Genomic DNA, 24,108 nt, shown 5'->3' on the forward strand with positions numbered 1-24,108 from the left:
GACGTAGCTGGGTGGGATGAGCCGCACATCGTGGCCGAGCTGCTGGATCGCGCGGCCCCATTCATGAGCGCTGGCGCATGCCTCCATAACGACCACGCAACGCGGCTGCGCCGACAGGAACGGAAGCATTTGAGCTCGGGTCAACCGCTTCCTGAACGCGACGCTGCCGTCGATGTGTGCTCCGTGCGCGTGGAAGACGCGCTTCGCCAGATCGATGCCGATGATGGTGGCGTTGTTCATGTCCTTCCTCCTCTTCACCGCAGCTCATCCTGCTACTGCCACTGTGCCACGCCTCGGCACGGCGGGAGGGGCATCCACTCCATCAACTCCTGAGTAAGGTGGAGCATCATGAGCAAGACAACGAACAAGTTTTCTCCGGAAGTGCGTGAACGCGCGGTGCGGTTGGTCCTGGACAATGAGGGTCAGCATGGATCGCGGTGGCAGGCAGTCATGTCGATTTCCGCGAAGATCGGCTGTGCGCCCCAGACCCTGAACGAGTGGGTGAAGAAGGCCGAGGTCGACAGCGGCAAGCGTCCGGGCGTCTCCAGCGAGATGGCCGAGAAGATGAAGGCGCTGGAACGCGAGAACCGCGAGTTGCGCCAGGCGAACGAGATCCTTCGCAAGGCGTCAGCATATTTTGCGATGGCGGAGCTCGACCGCCGGTCGAAGTGATGGTGGGTTTCATCGACGCGCACCGGGATGCGCACGGGGTCGAGCCGATCTGCGACGTGCTGCCGATCGCCCCGTCCACCTATTATGATCACCTTGCGAAGCGGGCCGATCCGTCTCGGCTGTCGGATCGGGCACGTCGGGACGAAGCGCTGCGCCCCGAGATCCTGCGCGTGTTCGAAGAGAACTGGCGGGTCTATGGTGTCCGGAAGGTCTGGCGACAGCTTGGCCGTGAGGGCTTCGATGTCGCGCGATGCACGGTGGCACGGCTGATGAAGAGCATGGGTATTCAGGGCATTATCCGCGGCAAGCCGCACAGGACGACGATCCCGGACAAGAAAGCTCCCTGTCCGCTGGACAAGGTGAACCGCCAGTTCCGCGTTCCGGCCCCGAACATGCTGTGGGTGTCGGATTTCACCTATGTCGCCACCTGGAAGGGTTTCGTCTATGTCGCCTTTGTCATCGATGCCTATGCTCGCAAGATCGTTGGCTGGCGCGTCAGCAGTTCGGCGCATGCGGGGTTCGTTCTCGATGCCCTAGAGCAGGCGGTGCATGATCGCCGCCCGGGAAAGGGCATGGGGCTGGTTCACCACAGCGACAGGGGCTCGCAATACCTGTCTATTCGCTACACTGAGCGCTTGGCGGAGGCCGGTATCGAACCCTCGGTGGGCAGCGTCGGCGACAGTTACGACAACGCCTTGGCCGAGACGATCAATGGCCTGTTCAAGGCGGAGGTCATCCACCGCCGTGGCCCATGGCGCAGCTTGGAAGCCGTGGAATACGCGACGCTCGAATGGGTGGACTGGTTCAACAACCGCCGTCTTCTCGAGCCCATAGGGAACATCCCGCCCGCAGAAGCCGAGGCCAACTTCTATGCAGCTCTGGAAACTGAAGCCATGGCTGCGTAACTAACGTCAATCAGCCTCCGGAAAACCCGGCGCGGTTCACAGGGGGCAAGAACAAAAAGGGGTCAATATTTAGGATTCTCAGCCGACAGACGCCGGAAACAATCGCGGTACCGGGCGCGATCCTGTTCATTCAGTGCCTTGTAGATTTCGTTGCGTAGTTGCGAGTACCGTCTGTAATCCGCCATGTCTGCAAACTCGGGGAGGACATACATTGCCGGACAGGGAAATGGCGCAAGCCCGTAGTAGGTTGGGTCGTTGACGCGCTCCCATTCCCAGTCTGCGACGCGGTTGTAGTCTGTCCATTCCTCGATCGCTTCACGAATGTCGCGCTGTGTTACCTGAAGGTCGGGATTGCCCTGTTCCCTGCGCAGGCGGTCACGATTGGTTAGCAAGCCAGTCGCCACGAAAAGCGCGTCTCTTGGGTTCAGACCAGTACTCATTCCGAAACTGTGACCATCCGGGCGCTGACACATTCCCCATATCGTACTTTGCAGGCTAAGAACCTCGCCTACGATGGCATCGTAATCAATCAGCGGAGCAGACCACCCGGTCAGAAGGCTGGCCGCACTGATATTGGTGCGCTTTGCGAGCAATTGCAGCGCAGTAGCTGGAACCTTGCGAACTTCCTGACCCTCGTAGCCCTTATAACTACGCAAGCTGACTCCCATCAGTGCAGCCATTTTCGCTTGGGTCAGCTTCAGGCTCTTACGTACATCCTTCAGTAAACGGCCCAACGGGCGAGATGATGGGCGTGTCGTACCAGGGACGTGAGTCTCGTTACAGAGCAGATATGATTCGTCTTCTTCGTTTTCGTCGTCGCCGAAATCGAAATGCGTGTGGTTATCCTGCTTCATGATCGCCTCATGCTGTCACTTCGATGCAAAAAGTGCAAGAACTTGCACCGATATGGCATGGATTTCCTGAACTATTGAAACACTTTCTCGACCGTGCACCGATGTCGCCAGAAAGGAGATCTGCCATGTCGAAAATTTTCGATCTGGGCCGTACCCCCGAGGAGTGGTCCGCTCGCCTGCGCCCGCGCGGCGTCGAATTGTCGCCGCGAACTCTGCGCTCCAAAGCACGGGAACATGGTCAATATTTCGCCATCGGGCGCGCCATCTTCATCACCCCCGATCAGATGGATGAGATACTGCTGCGGGAAGCCGACCGCACATCGCGCTTTGCAGAGCTTCAGCACAACAGCGGTTCGAAGGGGGGATGACATGCCGGCACCAACTACTACTCAGGCTGCGATCCGCCGGGCGCTTGAGGCGGCTAAAGATATCGGGCTGAACGTCGCTGGCTATACTGTGGCGAAAGACGGTACGATTTCTGTGACGTTAGCCGGGGCCGAGGCCGGACAGCATGCACGCCCCGCGCCTCGCCAGATCGCCCCGAAATCCTGGGCAACGAGGTAGATCGTGAGAGTGGACTTCCCCGGATTGTTGATCGAGAGCCATCGCAACGGCTCTCCTCGCTATCGCGTTCGCGTCGAGGGCCGGAAGCATGTTCGTATTCACCTTCCGGTCGGACCGGAGGACAAGGACTTTGCCAACTACTATTACGCGGCGCGAGCAGGCGAGAGATGGCTTCCATCTGAGCGGAAGGCGGTCAAGGGCTCGATTGACTGGCTCTGCGCCGAATACCTGTCCTTTGTCGCGCGGATGGTCGAGGCCGGGCAGATGTCGCCCGCAACGCTGAAGCAGCGGCGCAGTGTCCTGCGCCGCCTCTGCGACTATTCGGGTGGGGGCAGCGTGCGCTATGGCGATTTCGACATGGATGCCCCCGCTGCCGCTTTCATCGAAATCCGGGATGCTTGGGCTACGCATCCGGGCGCTGCGGACAATCTCATAAAGACTGTTCGGGCGGTCTATACGTGGGCGCAGGAGCGTGAGTACATCAGGCACAATCCGGCGGCGGGGATAAAGGCCATCAACGTCAATCCTGCTGGTGGCGCCGTCCCCTGGTCCGTCGCCGAACTGAAGAAATTCAGGGAACATCATCCCAGAGGCACGACTGCGCATCTTTGGCTGACGCTGCATGCCTTCACGGCGTGCAGGATCGGGGATGCGATCTGGTTGGGGCGCGCGCAGGAAGTGATGCGCGACGGGCAACTCTGGCTGGGCTGGCAACCCAGAAAGCGCGGATCGGCCTTCGTTTCCATCCCCATGATGCCGCCCCTGATCGCGGCAACTCGTGCAGCCGACGGCCCGGCATACCTTCTGAACGAAAAGGGTAAACCCTTCGCCAGCGTCGAGGCGCTGCGCGTGCGTGTCCAGCGTTGGTGCAGCGCGGCAGGGATACCGGATCGCTCGTCCCACGGCATTCGCAAGGCGGTAGGCGAACTGATGGCCCAGAACGGGTGCACGCAGTATCAGGTCATGGCTGTCATGGCTCATACCCAGGCAAAGACCAGCGAAATCTACACCAAGCGTGTTAAACGACAAATTCTTGCGGCGGATGGCGTTAAGGCCCTGGCCGCGCTAGACTGGTGAGTGTCCCGCAGCATGGATTTGCGGGACACATATGGCAACAATCACTGAGGGAAATGAGGGAATGGGATTCCAGGGTCGCCCACCACTCAATCTTTTCAATAAATTACGGGACGGTGGCGCCGCTTCGGCTGCTTCATGTAAGCGCGGCTGTGTAAGCAATATGTAAGCGCCCCGCTTGGTTACGCCTGTATTGGCTTTGGTTGAAAATGGTGTGATTCTGATCTCGGTCCGTGTTCGCGGGGCCGTGAGCAGGGGGTGAAGATGCTTAATATCGAAGTGTGGGAAGCTCGAACCTATGTAAAGCAAAGCGACGGCGAAGATTATGAATTTCAAGACGACATTTCGCTGGGCAACTTCCGGGTGGCCGCGCTACCAGCTGCTGGCGAAAGGATCGTTATCACGGCCTACGGCGCCCCTGACTATGGCGAAGGGTTCTCGGAGAACATCTACGTCGTTCAAGAGGTTTGGCATGTTGCCCGCCATATCGATCCGACGGGGGGCCAGGTGACGGACTGGCGGGAAACAGATAACGAACCGTCGGCCAAGGTCTTTGTGGCATTCAGCCATTCGCGCAGGGGCTTTCATCGGTCAGACCGAAACCACGATCTTCGCCGCATTATCATCCCCGTTCAAGATCAGCCCTAGTTTTTTAGTCTTCGGCCCCGACGAAGGCGTCAAACGCCTGGTCCTCGGGGCTGTAGCCGCCCAATTCCTCGTTCACGATGTTGGCCAGGTGCGGCACCCGCGCCCCGAACTTGCGCAGCAGCCGGCGCCCCATGACCTGGGTGTCATGCGGGTTGTATTTGCGCAGCAGCGCGGCCGCCAGCGCCGGATCGTCCATGGCCTTGGTCATCAATTCGTTTATCGCCGCGGCCTGGACTTTCGAGGACCGGCCCCGGATCCAGCCCGACAGAAGATGAATGCCGGCGATCGGCTTGGACAATTGGCCGCGCGAGACGCTGCGCAGGGTCGATGCCACCGACGTGGCCGTCAGCGCCGGATCGGTCTTGCCCTGCAAGCTGATGGACGCGGTGCCCGAGGACGCCGGAGGCTTGGCGCGCAGCGCGCTTTCGCTGTCGATCAGCGCCGCGCCGATCTCGCGCAGGTTCTCCAGGTGCTCGCGCTGTTCGGGGCCGGTCCAAAGCTCGTCCATGACCTTCTGAACCTTGGGGTTCTTCAGGAAGCCGTCCAGCACCCGCCCGTTCCAGACGATGTTGCCTGCCGCGTCATGCGCGCTGTTCGTCGTGGTCCGCGCCAGATCTTCGAAGAAAGCCGCGCGGGCGTTCTGCAGGTTCTCGGGCGTTCGGCCTGCGGTATCCAGAAGCTCCTTGATCTCGTCACGGGCCCGCGGCGATTTCCAGACGCCGCGCATGGCGTCCGCGACGCCGGTGTCGTCGTGGCGGGTGAACTTGCCGACGGGCGTATTGCGGCCCGGCGCATAGCGCGCTTCCCGCGCCCGGGCGAATGCCTCGGCCTGGTCCAGCGCGGTCTTGCTGGCGCCGGCGGCCTCCAGCCCAGCGCGCACGTCCGGGAAATCGCCCACGGCATAGGCCCGATCGGCAAAGAAGCGGTTAAGCGTTTCCTGGTTGCGCAGCGCGCCGGCGTTCTGGGCATCGGCCAGGATCTGGTCGCGCACCGCAGCGCGGGTGCCGTCGCGGTCGCCGACAAGGCGCATGGTGTCGCGATAGGGCGTTTCGCCGGCGGTGACGCGCGGGCCGATCGTCTCGGCCGGCAGCCGATTCCGCCCGCGGGCGGTCGTGCCAAGGATGCGCGAGGGCAGGTTGCCGTCCTCGAAATCGGCCGCCACGCCGCGGCGCAACTCGCGGGCCTGGGCGTCCAGCGTCCGCGTCTCGGGCGACATGGCGTCGTCGATGGTGCCGCGCAGCCCTTCGGACAGGCGCGACAGCGCCCGGTGCTCGGGCGCGCGACCGGCGGCCAGGGCCTCGCGCTGGCGGGTCGTGAGCCCGTGCCGCAGCGCCAGCGCCTCGGATAGCGGGATTTCGGCCGGCGGGGTGTCCTGGGCGCGCAGGATCTGCCCGCCGAACATATCCAGCAGCCCGGTTCCCTGCGGGGCGGGTGCGGCCTCGGGCGCCAGCTTGCGCGCGCTGGCCATGATGTCGCCCGGCACATAGGCGTCACGCTCGAATGTCGTCAGCCGGTTCGCCTCATCCTGCAAGGCGCGATAGGGGGCGCCGGCGTCGATCCGGTCGCCCGCCATGGCTGCGTCGCGCGCATCATAAGCGCGCCGATATTCCGCCGTGCGATCATCGAACAGCGCGCCCAGGTCGTCGCGGATCTGCTGGCCGCGGTCGAGCGGCTGCATGCGGGGCCGGACGGCCTCCAGCGCGTCGTCCAGCCGGCCGCGCGCCGTGCTGGCCGCGCCCTGGGCGCTGTCGATCATATCTGCGGCAGCGGTGCGGACGTTGTCCAGGAAGGCGGCGCCGTCGCCATCGGGGACAATGCCCCGAATAAAATCACCCACTGCTGTCATGTTGCGTTCGCGGCGCACGCCGGCCGCGCCCGGCGCCAGCCCTTCCACGTTATACGCCAGCGAGCGCAGGCCGCTGTCGCCCGAGCGATCCGCGGTGCTGGAACGATAGCCCGGCACCAGATCGTCAAGCGCGGTCGGCTGGTCGAGACGCTGGGCCAGAACCTCGGCATCCAGCGGACGGCCCGCGAAATGCTCGCCCTGCATGACGGTCGAATTGTCCAGGATGCGATCGGCCACGGCTTCCCCGGCGATCTTCTGCTGATACCGCGGGTTGTTGCTGACGCGGCGATAAACGTCCGTTACGGTGCGCGCCAGGCCCTCGGTTATGCCAGCGGCGCCCAGACCGCCAAGTCCGCCCAGAAAATCGGTCCACCATGTCCCGCCGTCGCCGCCGGTGGCCAGGTCGTGCGCGGCATTGGCCGTCGCGGCACCCACGCCCGTGGCCGTGGCGCCGGCCATCTCGCGGCGCAGCGCGGCGCCGGGATTGCGACGAAGGGCTCGACCATGTTCTGCAAGCCCGCATGCGTGGTGGCAGGCGCGCCGGCTCCGGGAACGAAGCGCGCGCCGTATGCCGTGGCCAGGCCGGCTGGCAGTGCCGAGGCGCCGATTTCTTCGCCGACACGATGCGCGAATTTCCCGGCCCGGGTCTGGGGCTCATAATCCAAGGCACCGAAACCGCCGGTAACGTCGCGCAACAGGGCCGGGCGAGTATCGGCGCCCTCGGGCACCGCGAATTCGCCGTCGCCCATCGCCCAGTTCATGAAGGCGTTGGCGCCGTCGGTGACGGTGCCCACGTCGCCATAGGCATCTTCCATGCCCGGGATCATCTTCGGCAGGTTCAGCACCCGCGGCGCCTGGTCGACGGCATGAATGGCCACATCAGGCAGGGCGGTGAAGCCCTCGCGCACGCCGTCCGCGCCCGAGGCGCCGACATCCAGCGCCCAAGACGCAAGGTCGGAAAGATCGCTGCGGAAACGCTCGCCCCTTGTCTGGGGGCCGCGCGTCTCGCCCTGCTGATCGATCGCGGGCGAGGCGATAGGCACGCCGGCGGCCATGTCGTTGTTCGCCGGGCTCGCAAAGCGACGGGCCGAGGGCGCGTCGAACTGGTCGAAGAAATTACCGCTCCCTTCCGGGGCGTCGAACTGGTCGAAGAAGTTCGCCATGCGTCAGTTCCCCAAAACCCGCGCCGCCGCACCGGCACCATATTTCGCATCGAATTGGCCCCGCAGAGACGGGTCGGCCTGCAGTGCTTGCACAGCCCCGGCGGGCGGCGCTGCGGCCTGCGCACCCGGAACCGCCGGCGCTGTGCCGGGTGTCTGGGGAATGGGCGTGTTGCCGATCGAAGCGCGCAGCCGGGCGTCCCGGGCGTCCAGCATGGCCACTACCTGTTGCAGCCGCGCGATGCTGTCGGCCTGGTTCGAAAGCAGGTTGCCGATACCCATAGCCTGCCGCCAGCTCTTGACCGCTTCGTTGGTCAGGCGCTCTCCCGTCAGGGACTTCGCATATTGGTAGACCAGCGTATTGGCCCGAAGCTCGATCGCGGGCAGGCTGGGGTCGAATGCGCCGCCCGGCGACATGAGACTACCGGCCAGTTCCTGGGACTGCTGCGCCGCATCCTCTATCACGGCCTGCACGTCGCCGCCCAGCGCCTGGCCGAGTTCGTCACCCACCTGTTGCAGGTTCTGCAAGGTCATCCGGGCGCGCCCGACCAGCCCCTGGGATGATGGGTTGTCGCTGATCATCTGCGCCAGCTGCAGCGCGGTATTCCTTGGCCGTGCCGATCTCGATCAGCTCCCTTTCGACATGTCCGGCTGTGCTGGTGGTCAATCCGACATCCTGGGCGGTGCCCTGCGCCGCGGTCGAGAACATTCGCGACTCTCGCAGAGAGTGACTTCTGTCGGCACCGAACGGAAGGCCGGGTTTTCACCCGGCCCGCTTCCATGCCACCGGGGGGATGCAAGCGCGTCAGGTCGCGATGCGAGGGTGACAGGTAAAGGGAAGCGCCGATGAGCCGGCCCGGAATGATCCGCATCAGTCCTGAGGAACGGTGCCGCCGGGCCATGGCCGGGAAACGGTGATGGCGGTCCTGGCTCGGCTGCTTCTTTCCGTGGCGTGCGGCCTTGTTCTGAGCATCGTCTTTGCCGTGCTTTTCGTGCCGGTCTATACCCTGCTTCTGGACTGGGAGCATTTCTGCCTGCGAGGCATCAACGGCGGCGTGAACGGGTGCCTGAGGGACATCCCTATGGGCGCGCTGATATTCGGCCCGCTCTTTTCCATCGTCGGGCTGGTCGTCGGGACTCCGATCATTTTCGCCTGGTTTTCGGCGCGCGCGAAATAGCCGGAAGCATGCAGCCCATCGAACGAGCGGGGTCGGCATGGCATGTCCTCCCGGCCGTTCCGATCGCTCCCTGACATTGCCTGCGAGCCGACCCGTGCCGCGCGTTCGTCCAGCCGAAGGCGGCGCGAGAATGGTCGTGAGGGCGCTGCGCTAAGAGGGGTTCAGCGCCCCTCAGCGCTGATACCATGGCGGGTTTGCGCGCCTTCGTGAGCGGACGCCATTGATGAAAACGCGGTAAGACGTAGGGGCCGGCGGGGCGGGCATGGGCCAGTGATCTTGTCGGATTGCCATGCCGGAATCGGGCGTCGGGAGGCTGGCGCAAGGCCCTGTTCATGCGCAATCCCGAAGCGGATTTGAAGTTTTCGCACAAGACGGTATAATCGCTGCCACCGAAATCGGGGCCTTTGCCCCATTCCACGCAACAGGGTCGCATCCGACCCGCGGAGGTGACCGGCGCTGAGCGCCGGTTGGTTTCGCCCCCTGCGCCGCTTCATGTGCGCGCATTGAAAATCCGGAGAGAACGTTTGATGGGCAAATTTCTTGCTTCGACTACGCTTGCCTTCATGGCACTGGCCGTCCCCGCATTCGCCGCTGACGAGGAATGCGGCAGCATCACCGTGGCAGAGATGAACTGGGCCTCGGCGGGGCTGGCGGCGTGGGTCGACAAGATCATCCTCGAAGAGGGCTATGGCTGCGACGTGGCGCTGGTCTCGGGCGATACGATGCCGACTTTCGCGTCGATGAACGAAAAGGCCCAGCCGGACATGGCCCCCGAGTTGTGGGTCAACGCGGTCAAGGAGCCGCTGGACCAGGCGGTCGCGGAAGGGCGGATCGTGATCGCCTCGCAGATCCTGTCCGATGGCGGGGTCGAGGGCATCTGGGTGCCGACATGGCTGGCCGAAGAGCACAACATCCACACGCTCAAGGACGCGCTGGAACATCCAGAACTGTTCCCCGGCGCCGAGGACAGCAGCAAGGGCGCCTGGTTCGGCTGTCCCTCGGGCTGGGCCTGCCAGGCGATCAACCGCAACCAGTTCGTCGGCTCGGGCGCTGCGGACAAAGGGTTCGAACTGGTCGATTCCGGCTCGGCCGCCGCGCTGGACGGCTCGATCGCGCGGGCGGCGAACCGCAAGGAGGGCTGGCTGGGCTATTACTGGGCACCCACTGCCATCTTGGGCCAGTATGACATGACCCGGCTGGAACTCGAGGCCGAATTCGACCGCGAGCGCTGGGACAATTGCATGGTCAAGCCCGACTGCGTCGATCCGCAGGTGACGGAATGGCCGGTCTCGGACGTCTATACCGCCGTGACCAAGGAGTTCGCCGACAAGGCCGGCGTGGCCATGGATTACGTCAAGACCCGGGCCTGGAGCAACGAGACCGTCAACGCCATGCTGGCCTGGATGGTCAAGAACCAGGCCAGCAACGAGGATGCCGCCTATGAGTTCCTCGAACGGCACGAGGACATCTGGACCGAATGGGTTCCCGCCGAAGTGGCCGACAAGGTCAGGGCCGCCCTTTAATCCGCGCCATCGCGCCTGACGGGCAAGGTCGCGGGTCGCGGCCTTGCCCATTTCCGTTTCCAAAGGACGAAAAGACATGGACCTGATCCGTTTCCCGGAAATGAGCCGCGGAAACCTGCGCGCGATGCGCCAGACCGTCGACGGCGCCTTCCGCGACTTCACCCGCGCCTGGGGGGATACGCTGGAGGCGATCTTTGCGCCGCTGCAAAGCCTGCTGACCTTTATCGAGAACCTGTTGATCCGATCGCCCTGGATCGCGGTGCTTGCGGTGCTGGCGGCAGGCATCTGGCTGGTCAGCCGAAGCTGGAAGATCGCGCTGGGATCGGTGCTGGCGCTGCTGGTGGTCGGCTATTTCGGCATGTGGGAGGACACGATGCGCACCATTGCCATGGTTGCGGTCTGCACCCTGATCGCCGTGGTGCTGGGCATCCCCGTCGGCATCCTCATGGCGCAGTCGAACCGGATGAATGCCATGGTGACGCCGATCCTGGACATGATGCAGACCATGCCCAGCTTCGTCTACCTGATCCCGGTGGTGATGATCTTTGGCCTGGGCAAGGTGCCGGGGCTGATCGCGGTGGTGATCTATGCCATCCCGCCGGTGATCCGGCTGACCAACCTGGGCATCCGGCAGGTGGCGCCCGACGTGCTGGAGGCGGCCGAGGCCTTCGGCTCGTCCAGTTGGCAAAAGCTGCGCGACGTGCAATTGCCGCTGGCCCTGCCGACGATCATGGCCGGGATCAACCAGACCATCATGATGAGTCTCGCCATGGTCGTCGTCGCCTCGATGATCGGGGTGCGCGGGTTGGGCCAGCCGGTGCTGCAGGCGATCAACCAGCAATATTTCACCATGGGGGTGATGAACGGCCTGGCCATCGTCGCCATCGCCATCATCATGGACCGCACCACGCAGGCCTACGGCAAGCGGCTGCAAAAGCACACGGAGGCCGGCAAATGAACAAGGCGGGCACGCATGACATCGAAATCCGCGATCTCTACAAGATCTTCGGCCCCGAGGCCGGGCAGCATGTCGAGGCGGTCAAGGCCGGGCTGACCAAGGCCGAGCTGAACGACCGCCACAACCATGTCCTGGGGTTGCAAGACATCAACCTGACCATCCCGCATGGCCGGATCACGGTCATCATGGGGCTGTCCGGCTCGGGCAAGTCGACGCTGATCCGGCATATCAACGGGCTGATCCAGCCGACGGCGGGGCAGGTGCTCTATGACGGCATGGACGTGGTGACCATGACCCCGACGCAATTGCGCGATTTCCGGCGGCAAAAGACGGCGATGGTGTTCCAGAAATTCGCGCTGTTGCCGCATCGCACGGTGCTGCGCAACGTGGCCTATGGGCTGGACATCCGCGGCATGGCCGAGGCCGAGGAGCGCGCGCGGCACTGGATCGACCGCGTCGGATTGCAGGGTTACGAGGATTATTATCCCCGCCAGCTTTCCGGCGGCATGCAGCAGCGCGTAGGCTTGGCGCGGGCGCTGGCCAACGATGCCGAGATCCTGCTGATGGACGAGGCGTTTTCGGCGCTGGACCCGCTGATCCGCATGGACATGCAGTCGATCCTGCTGGAATTGCAGCAGGAGTTGCGCAAGACCATCATCTTCATCACCCACGACCTGGACGAGGCGCTGCGGCTGGGCGACAAGATCGCGATTCTGCGCGACGGCGCGATGGAGCAGGTGGGCAACGGGCAGGAAATCGTCCTGCGCCCCGCCAATGCCTATATCGCCGAATTCGTGCGCGAGGTGAATCGGGGTCGCATCATCGAGGCGCGGACCATCGCCACGCCCGCCACTCAGGGCCGCGAACTGCCTGATTTCACCGTCAAGGCGCGCTCGAAGCTGGACCTGGTCGCGCGCCGCATGACCAAGGCCGGCATGTCCGAGGCGCAGGTCCGCGATGGGGAGGTGCTGGTCGGCACCATCGATCTGCCGGCCATCCTGGAGGCGATGGTCAACCCGGCGGATGCGGCGAGCGACGACTGAGGCCAGCCCGCATCATGCGCCCTCGCCGGCAATGGGGGATGGTCGCTGATCCCCCTGGCGCTGGCGTGGGCCGTGGATAGGGCGGCATGCCCCGGGATCAACCTTGCCCGGCTTGCCCTGCAGGCGACCGAGCCCGGTTCAACATGCAAATGCCGCCGACAAGCCAGCGGGCGCCACGGCACCAGCCAAGCGCCCGTTTTCGCGAATGTCCGGATGGATCGATTTGTTCCGGGAATTGGAGCCCGAACTGCTCGCCATCGAATTTTCCAAATGAAATCAATAGGAAATGGCGGAGAGGGTGGGATTCGAACCCACGGAACCCGTGAAGGCTCAACGGTTTTCGAGACCGCCCCGTTCGACCACTCCGGCACCTCTCCGCGCTTTTCGGGTGGTGGCGGCGATGTAGACGGGCGGGGGTTGAAGCGCAAGGGGCTTCGCGCCAAAACCGCGAAAAATTTCTCTTACGGGTGAATCATGGTCAGAAGACGCAGCACCAGCCGGATCGCGAACTCCAGGAGGCTGCAACCATGCCGCTGCTGATCGGACCGCTTGCCCATCCGCTTATCCGTGCCCGGCTTGCCCCCCAGGCGACCGAGGCCGGGTCGCTGCAAGCTGCGCTGATTGGCGGCGGGCTGGCCGGGATCGCGCCCGATGGCTGGCCCCGGCTTGCTGCGGGCGATGATCGCCTGCCGCTCTGGCAGGCCGACTGGACGCCCGCCCTGCGCCGCTATGCCGAGATCTTCGGGCTCGCCCCGCAGCATCACCAGGGGCAGGAGTTGCTGGGCCTGGGCGAGCCCGCGAGCGATGCGCCGCAATGGCAGTCGGAACTGGCCGCCGCGATCGCCGACCGGTTGCTGGGGCTGCCCGGGAATCGCCCGGCAGAGGCGATCCGCAAGCGCCTGCCGATGATCGCAAGCTGGGTGGCCTCGCGTCTGCGCGCCGAAATCGAGACGGCAAGCCTGCCGCATGTCGGGCCCGCGGCCATCGACCGGGTCAGGATCGATTCGGTCGAGGAACCCCATGCCGAGTATTTCTCGGTCGAGGCGATCCGGTTGAGCCAGCACCGCAACGACGGCGGCTGGACCGAGCCGCTTGCGCGCGCGGTCTTCGTCTCGGGCGACGCGACGGTGGTGCTGCCCTGGGATCCGGTGCGCGACCGGGTGATGCTGATCGACCAGATGCGGGCCGGGCCGCTGGCGCGCGGCGATGCGCAGCCCTGGCTCTACGAGACCGTGGCCGGCCGCGTCGATGCCGGCGAAACCCCGGAACAGGCCGCCCGGCGCGAGGCGGTCGAGGAGACGGGCATCGCCCTTTTGCAACTCTTCCCGGCGCCGCACAACTATCCCAGCCCCGGGGCCGTGGCGGAATACCTCTATCTTTATGTCGGCATCGCCGACCTGCCGGACGACAGCGCCGGGCTTGGCGGGCTTGCGACCGAGGACGAGGACATCCGCTCGCATCTGGTCCCGCGGGCCGAACTGACCCGCATGGCGCTGGCGGGCGAGATCCGCAACGGGCCGCTTCTGAATCTCGCGCTGTGGCTGGAATTGCGCCACCACGAAATCCGCCGCGAACTGGGGCAGGGGACCGAGACCGCCCTGGCGGGGTTGCCGCCATCGGTCGGCGGCGTGTAAACCGGGCGGGAACATCCTGCGAAAGGCCAAGCCCATGCGCATCTGCCCCGACCTCGCCTCTGCCATCGGCAATACCCCCCTGATCCGGCTGCGCCGCGCCTCGGAAGAGACCGGCTGCGAGATCCTGGGCAAGGCCGAGTTCATGAATCCGGGCCAGTCGGTCAAGGATCGCGCCGCGCTCTACATCATCAAGGACGCGGTGGCGCGGGGCGAGTTGAAGCCGGGCGGCACAATCGTCGAGGGCACGGCGGGCAATACCGGCATCGGCCTGGCGCTGGTCGGCGCCTCGATGGGCTTCCGCTCGGTCATCGTCATCCCCGAGACGCAGAGCCAGGAGAAAAAGGACATGCTGCGCCTCGCGGGGGCCGAACTGGTCGAGGTGCCGGCGCAGCCCTACAAGAACCCCAACAACTATGTGCGCTATTCCGGCCGCCTGGCCGAGGAACTGGCCAGGACCGAGCCGAACGGCGCCATCTGGGCCAACCAGTTCGACAATGTCGCCAACCGCGAGGCGCATCTGCACACCACCGGCCCCGAGATCTGGGAACAGACCGGCGGCCGCGTGGACGGCTTCATCTGCGCCGTCGGCTCGGGCGGGACGCTGGCGGGCGTCGCCATGGCGCTGCAGCCCAAGGGCGTGAAGATGGGGCTGGCCGATCCCGAGGGCGCGGCGCTTTACAGCTTCTATACCGAAGGCAAGTTCGAATCGCCCGGCTCCTCCATCACCGAGGGCATCGGCCAGGGCCGGATCACCGCCAACCTGGAAGGCTTCACCCCGGATTTCGCCTATCGCATTTCGGATGCCGAGGCGCTGCCGGTGATCTTCGACCTGCTGGAATACGAGGGGCTGTGCCTTGGCGGCTCGTCGGGGGTGAACGTCGCCGGCGCGATCCGCATGGCAAGGGACATGGGCCCCGGTCACACCATCGTGACGGTGCTTTGCGACTATGGCACGCGTTACCAGACCAAGCTCTTCAACCCCGACTTCCTGCGGGCCAAGGGCCTGCCGGTGCCGGAATGGATGACGCGCAAGCCGGCGGACCTGCCCGAGGTTTACGAGGACTGATCCGAACCATGCCCCGCCTCGCCGCGCTGTCCCGGCTCGCATCGCTGATCCTGGTGCTGTTTCTGGCGCTGAACCTGCCTGCCCTTGCCCAGCAAGAGCAGGAGGCGCCGGATCTTGCCGCCTGGGACAAGCTGGCCGAGCAGGCCGAGCAGATCGTGGCATCGGGCTCGGCCAACGATGTCCGCTTGCAGGCCATCCGCGAAGAGGTGGTGAAATGGCGCGAGCGGCTGAAGGCGGGGCAGGGTATCAACGCCACCCGCATCGCCACGCTCAAGGACCAGATCGCCGCGCTGGGGACACCCCCTGCCGAGGGCCAGACCGAGCCCGAGGAGATCGCCGCCCGCCGCAAGGAACTGAACGAGCAGCTTGCCACGTTGCAGGCACCGGGCTTGCAGGCGGTCGAAGCCTATGGCCGCGCCGACGGCATCGTCGCCCAGATCGACCAGACCCTGCGCGCCCGCCAGACCTTTGCGCTGATCCGCAAGACGCCCACGCCGCTGAACCCGGCGAACTGGGGACCGGCCATGGCCGAAGCGGGCCATGTCGCCGGACAGATCTATGCCGAGGCGCGGGCGCGCTGGGACGGCACCGGCGGCATGTCCGGCTTTACCCAGCGCCTGCCGCTGATCGGGGGTTTCCTGCTGGTGGCGCTGATCCTGCTGTCGCGGGGCCGGCACTGGATCGATTCGCTGCCCTCTCGGCTGTCGGCGCGGGCCAGCGAGCGGTCGCGCGCGGCGCTGATCTTCGGCGTCTCGCTGGGCCAGATCGCCATCCCGCTGATCGGCGTGATCCTGTTCGCGGCGGCGCTGGCCTCGACCGACCTGCTCGACGACTGGGGCCTGCCGCTTCTGCGCTCGGTGCCGGCGGCGGGGCTGTCCTTCTTTGGCGGCATCTGGCTTGGGCGGCAGCTGTTCCCGGCCGCCGATACCGCCGTCCAGCCGCCCCTGCCGATGGACGAGGAGCGCCGTGCCAAGGCACGTTTCCGCGTCACGCTGCTGGCTTCGGCGTTGGCGCTGCACCAGCTTTTCGCCCGCTCGATCCTGCCGCTTTCCGGCTTCAACAGCCAGAACGACAGCGGCACCGTGCCCCAGCGCCTCAGCGAGGCTTCGGCCGGGGTCTGGCACTTCCTGCTGATCCTGTTCGGGGCCTTCTGCCTGTTCAGGCTGTGCAACCTGCTGCGCGGGCTGCGCCCCGCCGAAGCGGCCGATACGCCCGATTACCGCGTCCGCGTGGTAAGCTTTCTGGCCATGACGGGGCGGCTGGCGGCGCTTGTCGCGCCGGTGCTGGTGGCGGTGGGCTATGTCACGGCGGGCAATGCGCTGCTCTGGGCGCTGGTGCTGACGCTGGCGCTGGTCGGGCTGCTGGTCATCCTGCAGGATTTCATCGCCGATCTTTATGCCCTGGCCAAGGGCGGCGACCAGTCGGCGCGGGATGCGCTGATGCCGGTGCTGATCGGATTCGCGCTGATCCTGCTGTCGCTGCCGCTTTTCGCGCTGATCTGGGGCGCGCGCGCCAGCGACCTGGCCGAGGCCTGGACCAAGGCGCAGCAGGGCTTTTCCTTCGGCGGCGTGCGGCTGTCGCCCATGGCGATGCTGACTTTCCTGATCGTCTTTGCCGCCGGCTATTTCCTGACCAATTTCGTGCAGGGGGCATTCCGCAGCTCGATCCTGCCCAAGACGAAACTGGACTCGGGCGGGCAGAACGCGGTCGCCTCGATGATCGGTTATGTCGGGCTGGCGCTGGCGGCGGTCTTTGCCGTCACCTCGGCCGGGATCGACCTGACCTCGCTGGCCTTCGTCGCCGGTGCGCTTTCCGTCGGCATCGGTTTCGGCATGCAGCAGGTGGTGTCGAACTTCGTCTCGGGCATCATCCTGCTGGTCGAGCGTCCCATCGCCGTCGGCGATTGGATCGAGGTCGGCGGCCAGCAGGGCGTCGTCAAGAAGATGGCGGTGCGCGCCACGCAGATCCAGACCTTCGACCGCACCCAGGTGATCGTGCCGAACTCGAACCTGATCACCCAGCCGGTCACGAACTGGACGCGCGGCAGCCTGTCGGGCCGGATCATCGTGCCGGTCACCGTCTCGCATGGTTCGGACAGCCGCAAGGTCGCCGAGCTGCTGCGCGAGATCGCCGAGGATCAGCCCACGGTGCTGATCAACCCGGCGCCCGCCGTGCTGTTGCGCAGCATCACCGCCGACGGGCTGAACTTCGAACTGCGCGCCGTGCTGTCGGACATCAACGGCGGGTCCGGGGTTTCGTCCGAGATCAACCACCAGATCCTCGAACGCTTTGCGGCGGCCGGCATCGTCCTGCCGGGCAGCACCCGCCCCTCGCGCGACATCTACCTGCATGGCGAGGCCGACATGCCCGCGCCGGCGCCGAAACCCGTGCCCGCCGCGGCAGCTGATCCGCGCAAGACCACGCCGCAGGAGGCCGAGACGCATGACAGTGGCGAATTCGGTCCCGCCGGCATGCAGGACGACGATGGAGGCCGCGCATGACTTCACCCGAGGAGCCGCGCTTCCTGGCTGCCATCCCCGTCCTGCGCAGCTTCGACGAGGGCAAGGCGCGGGAATTCTACTGCGGCTTCCTGGGCTTCTCGGTCACGTTCCAGCACCGTTTCGCACCCGGCCTGCCGCTTTACTTCGAGGTCGAGCGCGCCGGGCTGAGGTTGCACCTGTCCGAGCATCATGGCGATGCCTGCCCGGGTGCCACGGTCTTCGTGCCGATGCGGGGTGTCGCGGCCTTCCATGCGGAGCTGAGCGCGCGGCGCTACGCCTCCAACCGGCCGGGTCTTGAAGAGCTGCCCTGGGGCATGCAGGTCGAGGTGATCGACCCGTTCGGCAACAGGATCCGCTTTTGCGAAAGGCCGGGCGAAGGCTAGCGGCGCAGGCCGCTGGCCGGCTCCTGCTCGGGCAGGCCCTCTTGCGACAGCATGATCGCGACCGGGCGCAGCCAGGGGATCTGGGCGCAGACGATCATGATCGCCACCATGATCGGCACGGCCAGGAACGTGCCGGCGATGCCCCAGACCACGCCCCAGAACGCCAGCGACAGCACGATCCCGAACGAGGACAGCCGCAGCGTCTGCCCCAGCAGCATCGGGTCGAACACGTTGCCGATGATGAACTGCACCGCCACGGTCAGCCCGCCCACGGTCAGCGTCACCGTCGGATCGCCGGTCTGCGCCAGCACCATGGCGATGGTGATGACCGTGGCCGCGATCGAGCCCAGCGTCGGGATGAAGTTCAGGATGAAGGTCAGCATGGCCACCGCCCCGGCCAGTTCCAGCCCCTGCACCCGGAAGATCGTCCAGATCAACCCTGCCGTGACCGCGCTGATCGCCGCCTTGACCACCAGATAGCGGTTCACCCGGCGCATGATCTTGTGGACCGTCTCCAGCACCTGCCGGGCCTGGTCCGGGTCGCCGGTCAGGCGCTCGATCTTGATCGGGAACCAGATCCGTTCGCTGAACATGAAGCCGACGAAGGTCAGGATCAGCACCGAGCCCGAGATCAGGTTCGAGGCCTGCGCCGCCGCCGAGCGTATCCAGCCGGCGAAATCTATGCTGGCCATGAAGGTGCCGATCGCCTCCTGCACGTTCGGCCCCCAGCGTTGGCTGAGCCGCGCCAGTGCCGCCTGCGCCCGGTCGGCATAGACGATCGAGGTCGAGACCACCTCGTTCACCTGCGCCACCAACGCCGTCGCGGCCCAAAGCAGGCCGACTGCGATGGCGATCAGCGCCAGCGTCGTCGCCAGCCAGTTCGGCACCTTCAGCCGGGCAAAGGCCGAAATCGCGTCGCTGGTCAGCGAGAAGATGATGATGGCCAGCACCAGGCAGATCAGGATGAAGCGCGCCTGCACCAGCAGGAACAGGATCAGGCCAAAGGCGATCACGCCCAGAAAGCCGGTCTGCAACCGCTCGCTCAGATGCGAGTCCCGCCCGTCCAATCGCGTCCCCTCATGCTGCGGCCCGTGCGGGCGGCGGGGTGCGTCATGCGCACCCCGGTCCCGGCTCAGGCTTCGGCCTCATCCTCGCCATTCTCGGCGATGCGGGCAACAGAAACCACCTCTTCGCCCGGCGCCGTGTTGAAGACGCGCACGCCGCCGGCGGAACGCGAGCGGAAGCTGATGCCGTCGACAGGCACCCGGATCGACTGGCCGGTCGAGGTGGCCAGCATGATCTGGTCGTCGCGATCCACCGGGAAGCTGGCGACCAGCGGCCCGCCGCGCATTGCCTTGTCCATGGCCATGACGCCCTGGCCGCCGCGGCCGCGCACCGGATAGTCGTGCGACGAGCTGATCTTGCCCGCACCGCGCGCGGTGATGGTCAGGATCAGATCCTCGGCCGCCGACATCTCGGCATAGCGCTCCTGGCTGATCGCGGCCTCGACGACGTTGTCCTCGTCCTCGTCTGCCTCGGCGCCGTCGTCCAGTGCGCCCTCGACGGCGCGGCGCATCTTCAGATAGGCGGCGCGCTCGCCGGCATCGGCCTCGAAATGCCGGATGATCGACATGCTGACCACGCGGTCGCCGGATGCCAGGCGGATGCCGCGCACGCCGGTCGAATCGCGACCCTTGAACACCCGCACATCGGTGGTCTGGAAGCGGATCGCACGGCCGGCGGCGGTGAACAGCATCACGTCGTCGCTTTCGGTCGCCATGCGCGCGCCGATCAGTTCGACCCCTTCGGGCAGCTTCATGGCGATCTTGCCGTTACGCATGACATTGGCGAAATCGGACAGCGCGTTGCGGCGCACGTCGCCCTCCGAGGTCGAGAAGATCACCTGGTAGCCGTCCCACTCGCTTTGCGGCGCATCGACCGGCATCAGCGCGGCGATGGAAACGCCGGACCCGATCGGCAGGATGTTGACGATGGCCTTGCCCTTGGCGGTGCGCCCGCCCAGCGGCAGCCGCCAGGTCTTGAGCCGGTAGACCATGCCGTCGGTGGTGAAGAACAGGAGCTCGGTATGGGTATTGGCGACGAACAGGGTGGTGACCACGTCGTCCTCTTTCGTGGCCATGCCCGACAGGCCCTTGCCGCCGCGCCGCTGGGCGCGGAACTCGGCCAGCGCCGTGCGCTTGATATAGCCGCCCGAGGTGATGGTGACGACCATGTCCTCGCGCTCGATCAGGTCCTCGTCGTCCAGGTCGCCGGCCCAGTCTGTGATTTCGGTCCGGCGCGGCACGGCGAACAGGTTCTTCACCTCGCGCAGTTCGTCCGAGATGATGCCCATGATCCGCTCGCGCGAGGCAAGGATCGCCAGGAATTCCCGGATCGCCTCGGCCAGCGATTTCAGCTCGTCGGTGACCTCCTGCACGCCCAGCTGGGTCAGGCGCTGCAGGCGCAGTTCCAGGATGGCGCGGGCCTGGGTCTCGGACAGGTTGTAGGTGCCGTCCTCGTTCACCGGATGCAGCGGATCGTCGATCAGCTTCAGATATTCCACGATCTCATGCGCCGGCCAGCGCCGGGTCATCAGCCGCTCACGCGCCTCGGCGGCGTCTGCCGAGGAGCGGATGGTCGCCACTACCTCGTCGACATTCGAGACCGCCACGGCGAGGCCGCACAGCACATGCGCGCGCTCACGCGCCTTGCGCAATTCGTAAGCGGTGCGGCGGGCGACGACTTCCTCGCGGAAAGTCAGGAAATGGGTCAGGAAGTCGCGCAGCGTCAGTTGCTCGGGCCGGCCGCCGTTCAGCGCCAGCATGTTGGCGCCGAAGCTGGTCTGCATGGGGGTAAAGCGGAACAGCTGGTTCAGCACCACCTCGGCGGTGGCGTCGCGTTTCAGCTCGATCACCACCCGCACGCCGACGCGGTCGGATTCGTCCTGCACATGGGCGATGCCCTCGATGCGCTTTTCCTTGGCCAGCTCGGCGATCTTCTCGATCAGGCTGGCCTTGTTCACCTGAAAGGGGATCTCGTCCAGGATGATGGCCTGGCGGCCGGCGCGGGTCTCCTCGATCCGGGTCTTGGCCCGCACGATGATGCTGCCGCGCCCTTCCAGGTAGGCCTTGCGCGCCCCCGAGCGGCCCAGGATGATGCCGCCGGTGGGGAAATCCGGGCCGGGCACGATCTCCAGCAGCCGTTCGGTCGGCAGGTCCGGGTCCTCGATCAGCGCCAGCGTGGCGTCCACCACCTCGCCCAGGTTGTGCGGCGGGATGTTGGTCGCCATGCCGACGGCGATGCCGCCGGCGCCGTTGACCAGCATGTTCGGGAAGCGTGCCGGCAATACGGTCGGCTCGCGGTCCTTGCCGTCGTAGTTGTCCTGGAATTCGACGGTGTCCTTGTCGATGTCCATCAGCAGATAGGCCGAGGGCTTGTCCATCCGCACCTCGGTATAGCGCATGGCCGCCGGGCTGTCGCCGTCCATGCTGCCGAAGTTGCCCTGGCCGTCCAGGAGCGGCAGGGACATGGAAAAGTCCTGCGCCATCCGCACCAGCGCGTCGTAGATCGAGGCGTCGCCATGCGGGTGATACTTACCCATGGTGTCGCCGACCGGGCGGGCCGACTTGCGATAGGGCTTGTCATGCGTGTTGCCGGTTTCGTGCATGGCGAAGAGCACGCGGCGATGCACCGGCTTCAGCCCGTCGCGCAGGTCGGGAATCGCCCGGCTGACGATGACCGACATGGCATAGTCGAGATAGGACGAGCGCATCTCGTGCGCGATGTCGATCACCGGGCCGTCGTGATGCATCACGGCGCGCTCCGATCCGCCGTTCTCGGGGGTATCGTCGTCGTTTTCAGGGATGTCAGCCACGGGGGAAACCTCAAGATCTTGTTGGGCATGGGTCTATCCCATACCCGCCTTGGGTGCAATCTTGACGGGCCGGTGCGTGGCGGGAAATCCGGCCTCAGGCCAATCCGGCCTCGCGCCTGCGGCCGCGGACCGAGGCCAGCCACAGCGCCGAGAGCCCGGCAGAGAGGATCGCGTTCCAGCCCGCCATGGAAATGCCGAACAGGCTCCAGGCCACCTCGTCGCAGCGCACGACCGGCGCCTTTTCCAGCGCCGCCATCAGGTCCTGCGTGGACATGGTGGCAAGCCCCGAGACCCCGCCCGAGCAATGCTGCGGCCCCAGCCACAGCTTCAACTCGACCCCGGCGTGATAGATGGCAAGGCCGGTGGCGCAAAGCGCGGCGATCAGCCCCAGCGCCGCCAGCCAGCGCTTCCAGCCGAAAAACCAGATCAGCCCGCCGATGATCGCGGCCACGAGATGCGGCCAGCGTTGCAGGATGCAGAGCTCGCAGGGCGCATAGCCGAGGCTCTGGAAGGTCAGCGCGGCGACCAGCAGCGCGGCGGAACCCGCGCCGGCGGTCACGGCGATATGCTTGCTCGAAAATCCGTTCATGGCTTCCGGTTAGGACCGCGCATGGCGGCGGGCAAGTGCCAATCGCGTGAACTCAATGCGGCTTCCAGGTGACGACGCGGTAGAGATAGATCGCCACCACCGCGATCACCACCAGCTTGGACAGCGGATCGACGTAATCCGCGACCAGCGCATAGTTTTCATGCAGCATCAGCCCGGCAAAGGTCAGCACCCCGGTCCAGAGCGCGCTGCCGATCACCGTGTAAAGCAGGAACTTCCACATCGGCATGCGGGCGAGCCCGGCGGGAACCGAGATCAGCGTGCGAATGGCCGGAATCATGCGGCCGAAGAACACCGCCATGGCACCGTGGCGCTGGAACCATTCATGCGCCGCGTCGATGTCCGAGGGCGAAAGCGTGAGCAGCCGGCCATGCCGGGCGGCGAAACGCTTCAGCCGCTCCTCGCCGAACCACAGGCCGATGTAATACCACATCAAGGTGCCCAGCACCGAGCCGATGGTGCCCACGACGATGGTCAGGGTCAGCGACAGCCGCCCGCTGCCGGCAAGAAAGCCGGCCAGCGGCATGATCACCTCGGAGGGGATGGGGGGAAAGACGTTCTCGGCCACCATGAGCATCAGCACGCCCAGATAGCCCCAGCCTTCGATCGTCGAAACCACCCAGTCGAACATGTCCGCCCCTTTCGTTTCGCGACGTGCTGCGGGCTGGGACCGGAACTGTCAACCCTGCGCAGGTGTTGCGCCCTGCCGGGGTTGCGGTAACCTTGGCGTGAAGGGCCGGATCATGGCGGAGGGGGTGGCGGATGGAGTGGCGGGGCAGACGGGGCAGCCGGAATGTCGAGGACCGGCGCGGCATGGGCCGGGCGGCCGGCGCGGGCGGCATGGGTGTCGTCGGCGTGCTGGTGGTTCTGGCGGTGGGTTATTTCTTCGGCATCGACATCTCGCCCATCGTCGGCGCCATCGACGATGGCGGCCGGCAGGGAGAACCGCGGGCGCTTACGCAGGTAGAGCAGGAGATCGGCCAGTTCGTTTCGGTCGTGCTGGCCGATACCGAGGAGGTCTGGGCCGGCGTGCTGCCCGGCCAGGCCGGGACGCGCTATCAGGATCCGGGGCTGGTGCTGTTCTCGGGCGCGGTGCAATCGGCCTGCGGCGGTGCTTCGGCGGCGATGGGGCCGTTCTATTGTCCGAACGACCGCAAGATCTACCTGGACACGGATTTCTTCCGCACGATGGCCGGCAAGATGGGGGCAGGGGGCGATTTCGCCTATGCTTATGTCATTGCCCATGAGGTCGGGCATCATGTGCAGAACCTGCTGGGCACGCTTTCCGAGGTGAACGGGCTGCGCGCCCGCGTCAGCCAGCGCGATTCGAACCGGCTGTCGGTGCTGACCGAATTGCAGGCGGATTGCTATGCCGGGATCTGGGCAAGGCAGGCGAGCGAGCAGTTCGGCAGCATCGAGGAGGGCGATATCGACGAGGCGATCAACGCGGCTGCTGCGGTGGGCGACGACACGCTGATGGAAAGCGCCGGCCGGGCGGTGGTGCCCGACGCCTTTACCCATGGCTCGGCCGCCGAGCGCCAGACCTGGTTCAAGCGCGGCTTCGCCTCGGGGCAGATGGGGCAATGCGACACGTTCGGGGCCGCGGGGATGTAGGGCG

20 protein-coding genes, 1 tRNA gene, 1 pseudogene and 1 other annotated feature are annotated in these 24,108 nt (G+C 65.8%); of the genes and pseudogenes, 13 read left to right on the forward strand and 9 right to left on the reverse strand.

All coding sequences use genetic code 11. The features are described 5' to 3' along the window. A pseudogene (locus BLT64_RS06140) lies at positions 1-240 on the reverse strand (IS110 family transposase); the annotation flags it as partial. 108 nt (positions 241-348) lie between these two features. Between BLT64_RS06140 and BLT64_RS06150 the strand changes: the two are divergent. After that, positions 349-1,577, forward strand: a protein-coding gene (locus tag BLT64_RS06150) for an IS3 family transposase (RefSeq protein ID WP_086000168.1) whose coding sequence is annotated in 2 segments (ribosomal slippage) — positions 349-637 and positions 637-1,577 — 1,230 coding nt in all. Because the reading frame shifts where the segments join, the coding sequence is not laid out codon by codon here. After that, positions 630-746, forward strand: a sequence feature (AL1L pseudoknot). It overlaps the preceding gene by 117 nt. A 62-nt stretch (positions 1,578-1,639) precedes the next feature. Here the strand turns inward: BLT64_RS06150 and BLT64_RS26245 are convergent. Next, a complete protein-coding gene (locus BLT64_RS26245) occupies positions 1,640-2,431 on the reverse strand; it encodes a helix-turn-helix domain-containing protein (RefSeq protein WP_011750080.1) in 792 nt (263 codons plus the stop codon). 125 nt (positions 2,432-2,556) lie between these two features. On the opposite strand from BLT64_RS26245, the gene BLT64_RS06155 reads away from it, so the two are divergent. The 3 genes from BLT64_RS06155 to BLT64_RS06165 all read left to right on the forward strand — a co-directional run bounded on the left by BLT64_RS06155 (position 2,557) and on the right by BLT64_RS06165 (position 4,717). After that, on the forward strand, positions 2,557-2,799 hold the full coding sequence (locus BLT64_RS06155) for a hypothetical protein (protein WP_041530423.1): 243 nt from the start codon (positions 2,557-2,559) through the stop codon (positions 2,797-2,799). Positions 2,800-2,998: 199 nt separating this feature from the next. Then, entirely contained in the window at positions 2,999-4,072 is a 1,074-nt protein-coding gene (locus BLT64_RS06160) for a tyrosine-type recombinase/integrase (RefSeq protein ID WP_011750082.1), read from the forward strand. A 261-nt stretch (positions 4,073-4,333) separates the two neighbouring features. Further along, positions 4,334-4,717 (forward strand): hypothetical protein, encoded by a 384-nt coding sequence (locus tag BLT64_RS06165; RefSeq protein WP_128493059.1) that lies wholly within the window; start codon positions 4,334-4,336, stop codon positions 4,715-4,717. A gap of 4 nt (positions 4,718-4,721) precedes the next feature. On the opposite strand, the gene BLT64_RS06170 is transcribed toward BLT64_RS06165, so the two are convergent. Both BLT64_RS06170 and BLT64_RS06175 read right to left on the reverse strand, forming a co-directional pair. Continuing rightward, positions 4,722-7,022, reverse strand: a complete 2,301-nt coding sequence (locus tag BLT64_RS06170; protein WP_041530424.1) for a hypothetical protein — start codon at positions 7,020-7,022, stop codon at positions 4,722-4,724. Positions 7,023-7,729: 707 nt separating this feature from the next. Beyond that, positions 7,730-8,305 (reverse strand): hypothetical protein, encoded by a 576-nt coding sequence (locus tag BLT64_RS06175; RefSeq protein WP_011750086.1) that lies wholly within the window; start codon positions 8,303-8,305, stop codon positions 7,730-7,732. Positions 8,306-8,640: 335 nt separating this feature from the next. On the opposite strand from BLT64_RS06175, the gene BLT64_RS06180 reads away from it, so the two are divergent. From BLT64_RS06180 to BLT64_RS06195, 4 genes are all read left to right on the forward strand, one after another. Further along, positions 8,641-8,901, forward strand: a complete 261-nt coding sequence (locus BLT64_RS06180; RefSeq protein WP_011750087.1) for a hypothetical protein — start codon at positions 8,641-8,643, stop codon at positions 8,899-8,901. Positions 8,902-9,428: 527 nt separating this feature from the next. Then, on the forward strand, positions 9,429-10,424 hold the full coding sequence (locus BLT64_RS06185) for an ABC transporter substrate-binding protein (RefSeq protein ID WP_011750089.1): 996 nt from the start codon (positions 9,429-9,431) through the stop codon (positions 10,422-10,424). A 76-nt stretch (positions 10,425-10,500) separates the two neighbouring features. Beyond that, on the forward strand, positions 10,501-11,382 hold the full coding sequence (locus tag BLT64_RS06190; RefSeq protein ID WP_011750090.1) for an ABC transporter permease: 882 nt from the start codon (positions 10,501-10,503) through the stop codon (positions 11,380-11,382). Next, on the forward strand, positions 11,379-12,425 hold the full coding sequence (locus tag BLT64_RS06195) for a quaternary amine ABC transporter ATP-binding protein (protein ID WP_011750091.1): 1,047 nt from the start codon (positions 11,379-11,381) through the stop codon (positions 12,423-12,425). Before BLT64_RS06190 ends, BLT64_RS06195 begins: the two co-directional genes overlap by 4 nt. A 287-nt stretch (positions 12,426-12,712) precedes the next feature. Here BLT64_RS06195 and BLT64_RS06200 read toward each other — a convergent pair. After that, positions 12,713-12,802 (reverse strand) — tRNA-Ser (locus BLT64_RS06200). A 150-nt stretch (positions 12,803-12,952) separates the two neighbouring features. On the opposite strand from BLT64_RS06200, the gene BLT64_RS06205 reads away from it, so the two are divergent. From BLT64_RS06205 to BLT64_RS06220, 4 genes are read left to right on the forward strand one after another with little or no spacing between them, the layout of a single operon-like run. Next, positions 12,953-14,059, forward strand: coding sequence for an NUDIX domain-containing protein (locus tag BLT64_RS06205; RefSeq protein WP_011750093.1), 1,107 nt, complete (start codon positions 12,953-12,955; stop codon positions 14,057-14,059). A 34-nt stretch (positions 14,060-14,093) separates the two neighbouring features. Then, positions 14,094-15,125, forward strand: a complete 1,032-nt coding sequence (locus BLT64_RS06210) for a cysteine synthase A (RefSeq protein WP_011750094.1) — start codon at positions 14,094-14,096, stop codon at positions 15,123-15,125. Positions 15,126-15,133: 8 nt separating this feature from the next. Continuing rightward, positions 15,134-17,626: a DUF3772 domain-containing protein gene (locus BLT64_RS06215; RefSeq protein WP_011750095.1), complete on the forward strand. Its 2,493-nt coding sequence runs from the start codon at positions 15,134-15,136 to the stop codon at positions 17,624-17,626. Beyond that, positions 17,623-18,009 (forward strand): glyoxalase superfamily protein, encoded by a 387-nt coding sequence (locus BLT64_RS06220; RefSeq protein ID WP_011750096.1) that lies wholly within the window; start codon positions 17,623-17,625, stop codon positions 18,007-18,009. Before BLT64_RS06215 ends, BLT64_RS06220 begins: the two co-directional genes overlap by 4 nt. On the opposite strand, the gene BLT64_RS06225 is transcribed toward BLT64_RS06220, so the two are convergent. The 4 genes from BLT64_RS06225 to BLT64_RS06240 form a co-directional block, all read right to left on the reverse strand. Next, on the reverse strand, positions 18,006-19,076 hold the full coding sequence (locus BLT64_RS06225; protein WP_011750097.1) for an AI-2E family transporter: 1,071 nt from the start codon (positions 19,074-19,076) through the stop codon (positions 18,006-18,008). The two genes, BLT64_RS06220 and BLT64_RS06225, sit on opposite strands and share 4 nt — an antisense overlap. Before the next feature lie 65 nt (positions 19,077-19,141). After that, positions 19,142-21,883 carry a DNA gyrase subunit A gene (gyrA, locus tag BLT64_RS06230; RefSeq protein ID WP_011750098.1) on the reverse strand — a complete coding sequence of 914 codons (2,742 nt, stop codon included), beginning with the start codon at positions 21,881-21,883 and terminating at the stop codon, positions 19,142-19,144. Positions 21,884-21,977: 94 nt separating this feature from the next. Then, positions 21,978-22,472 (reverse strand): disulfide bond formation protein B, encoded by a 495-nt coding sequence (locus BLT64_RS06235; protein ID WP_011750099.1) that lies wholly within the window; start codon positions 22,470-22,472, stop codon positions 21,978-21,980. A 52-nt stretch (positions 22,473-22,524) separates the two neighbouring features. After that, a complete protein-coding gene (locus BLT64_RS06240) occupies positions 22,525-23,121 on the reverse strand; it encodes a DedA family protein (RefSeq protein ID WP_011750100.1) in 597 nt (198 codons plus the stop codon). 131 nt (positions 23,122-23,252) lie between these two features. On the opposite strand from BLT64_RS06240, the gene ypfJ reads away from it, so the two are divergent. Beyond that, positions 23,253-24,104: a KPN_02809 family neutral zinc metallopeptidase gene (gene ypfJ / locus BLT64_RS06245; RefSeq protein ID WP_011750101.1), complete on the forward strand. Its 852-nt coding sequence runs from the start codon at positions 23,253-23,255 to the stop codon at positions 24,102-24,104. Positions 24,105-24,108: the final 4 nt, after the last annotated feature.

The sequence above is a fragment of the Paracoccus denitrificans genome (assembly GCF_900100045.1).
Lineage (GTDB): Bacteria > Pseudomonadota > Alphaproteobacteria > Rhodobacterales > Rhodobacteraceae > Paracoccus > Paracoccus denitrificans.

Coding starts and splice junctions, on each gene's coding strand:
- BLT64_RS06205 (WP_011750093.1), top strand. CDS start 12,953: ATGCCGCTGCTGATCGGACCGCTTGCCCATCCGCTTATCCGTGCCCGG.
- BLT64_RS06210 (WP_011750094.1), top strand. CDS start 14,094: ATGCGCATCTGCCCCGACCTCGCCTCTGCCATCGGCAATACCCCCCTG.
- BLT64_RS06240 (WP_011750100.1), bottom strand. CDS start 23,121: ATGTTCGACTGGGTGGTTTCGACGATCGAAGGCTGGGGCTATCTGGGC.
- BLT64_RS06170 (WP_041530424.1), bottom strand. CDS start 7,022: ATGGCCGGCGCCACGGCCACGGGCGTGGGTGCCGCGACGGCCAATGCC.
- BLT64_RS06235 (WP_011750099.1), bottom strand. CDS start 22,472: ATGAACGGATTTTCGAGCAAGCATATCGCCGTGACCGCCGGCGCGGGT.
- BLT64_RS26245 (WP_011750080.1), bottom strand. CDS start 2,431: ATGAAGCAGGATAACCACACGCATTTCGATTTCGGCGACGACGAAAAC.
- BLT64_RS06215 (WP_011750095.1), top strand. CDS start 15,134: ATGCCCCGCCTCGCCGCGCTGTCCCGGCTCGCATCGCTGATCCTGGTG.
- BLT64_RS06190 (WP_011750090.1), top strand. CDS start 10,501: ATGGACCTGATCCGTTTCCCGGAAATGAGCCGCGGAAACCTGCGCGCG.
- BLT64_RS06155 (WP_041530423.1), top strand. CDS start 2,557: ATGTCGAAAATTTTCGATCTGGGCCGTACCCCCGAGGAGTGGTCCGCT.
- BLT64_RS06185 (WP_011750089.1), top strand. CDS start 9,429: ATGGGCAAATTTCTTGCTTCGACTACGCTTGCCTTCATGGCACTGGCC.
- BLT64_RS06220 (WP_011750096.1), top strand. CDS start 17,623: ATGACTTCACCCGAGGAGCCGCGCTTCCTGGCTGCCATCCCCGTCCTG.
- BLT64_RS06165 (WP_128493059.1), top strand. CDS start 4,334: ATGCTTAATATCGAAGTGTGGGAAGCTCGAACCTATGTAAAGCAAAGC.
- BLT64_RS06175 (WP_011750086.1), bottom strand. CDS start 8,305: ATGATCAGCGACAACCCATCATCCCAGGGGCTGGTCGGGCGCGCCCGG.
- BLT64_RS06195 (WP_011750091.1), top strand. CDS start 11,379: ATGAACAAGGCGGGCACGCATGACATCGAAATCCGCGATCTCTACAAG.
- ypfJ (WP_011750101.1), top strand. CDS start 23,253: ATGGAGTGGCGGGGCAGACGGGGCAGCCGGAATGTCGAGGACCGGCGC.
- BLT64_RS06180 (WP_011750087.1), top strand. CDS start 8,641: ATGGCGGTCCTGGCTCGGCTGCTTCTTTCCGTGGCGTGCGGCCTTGTT.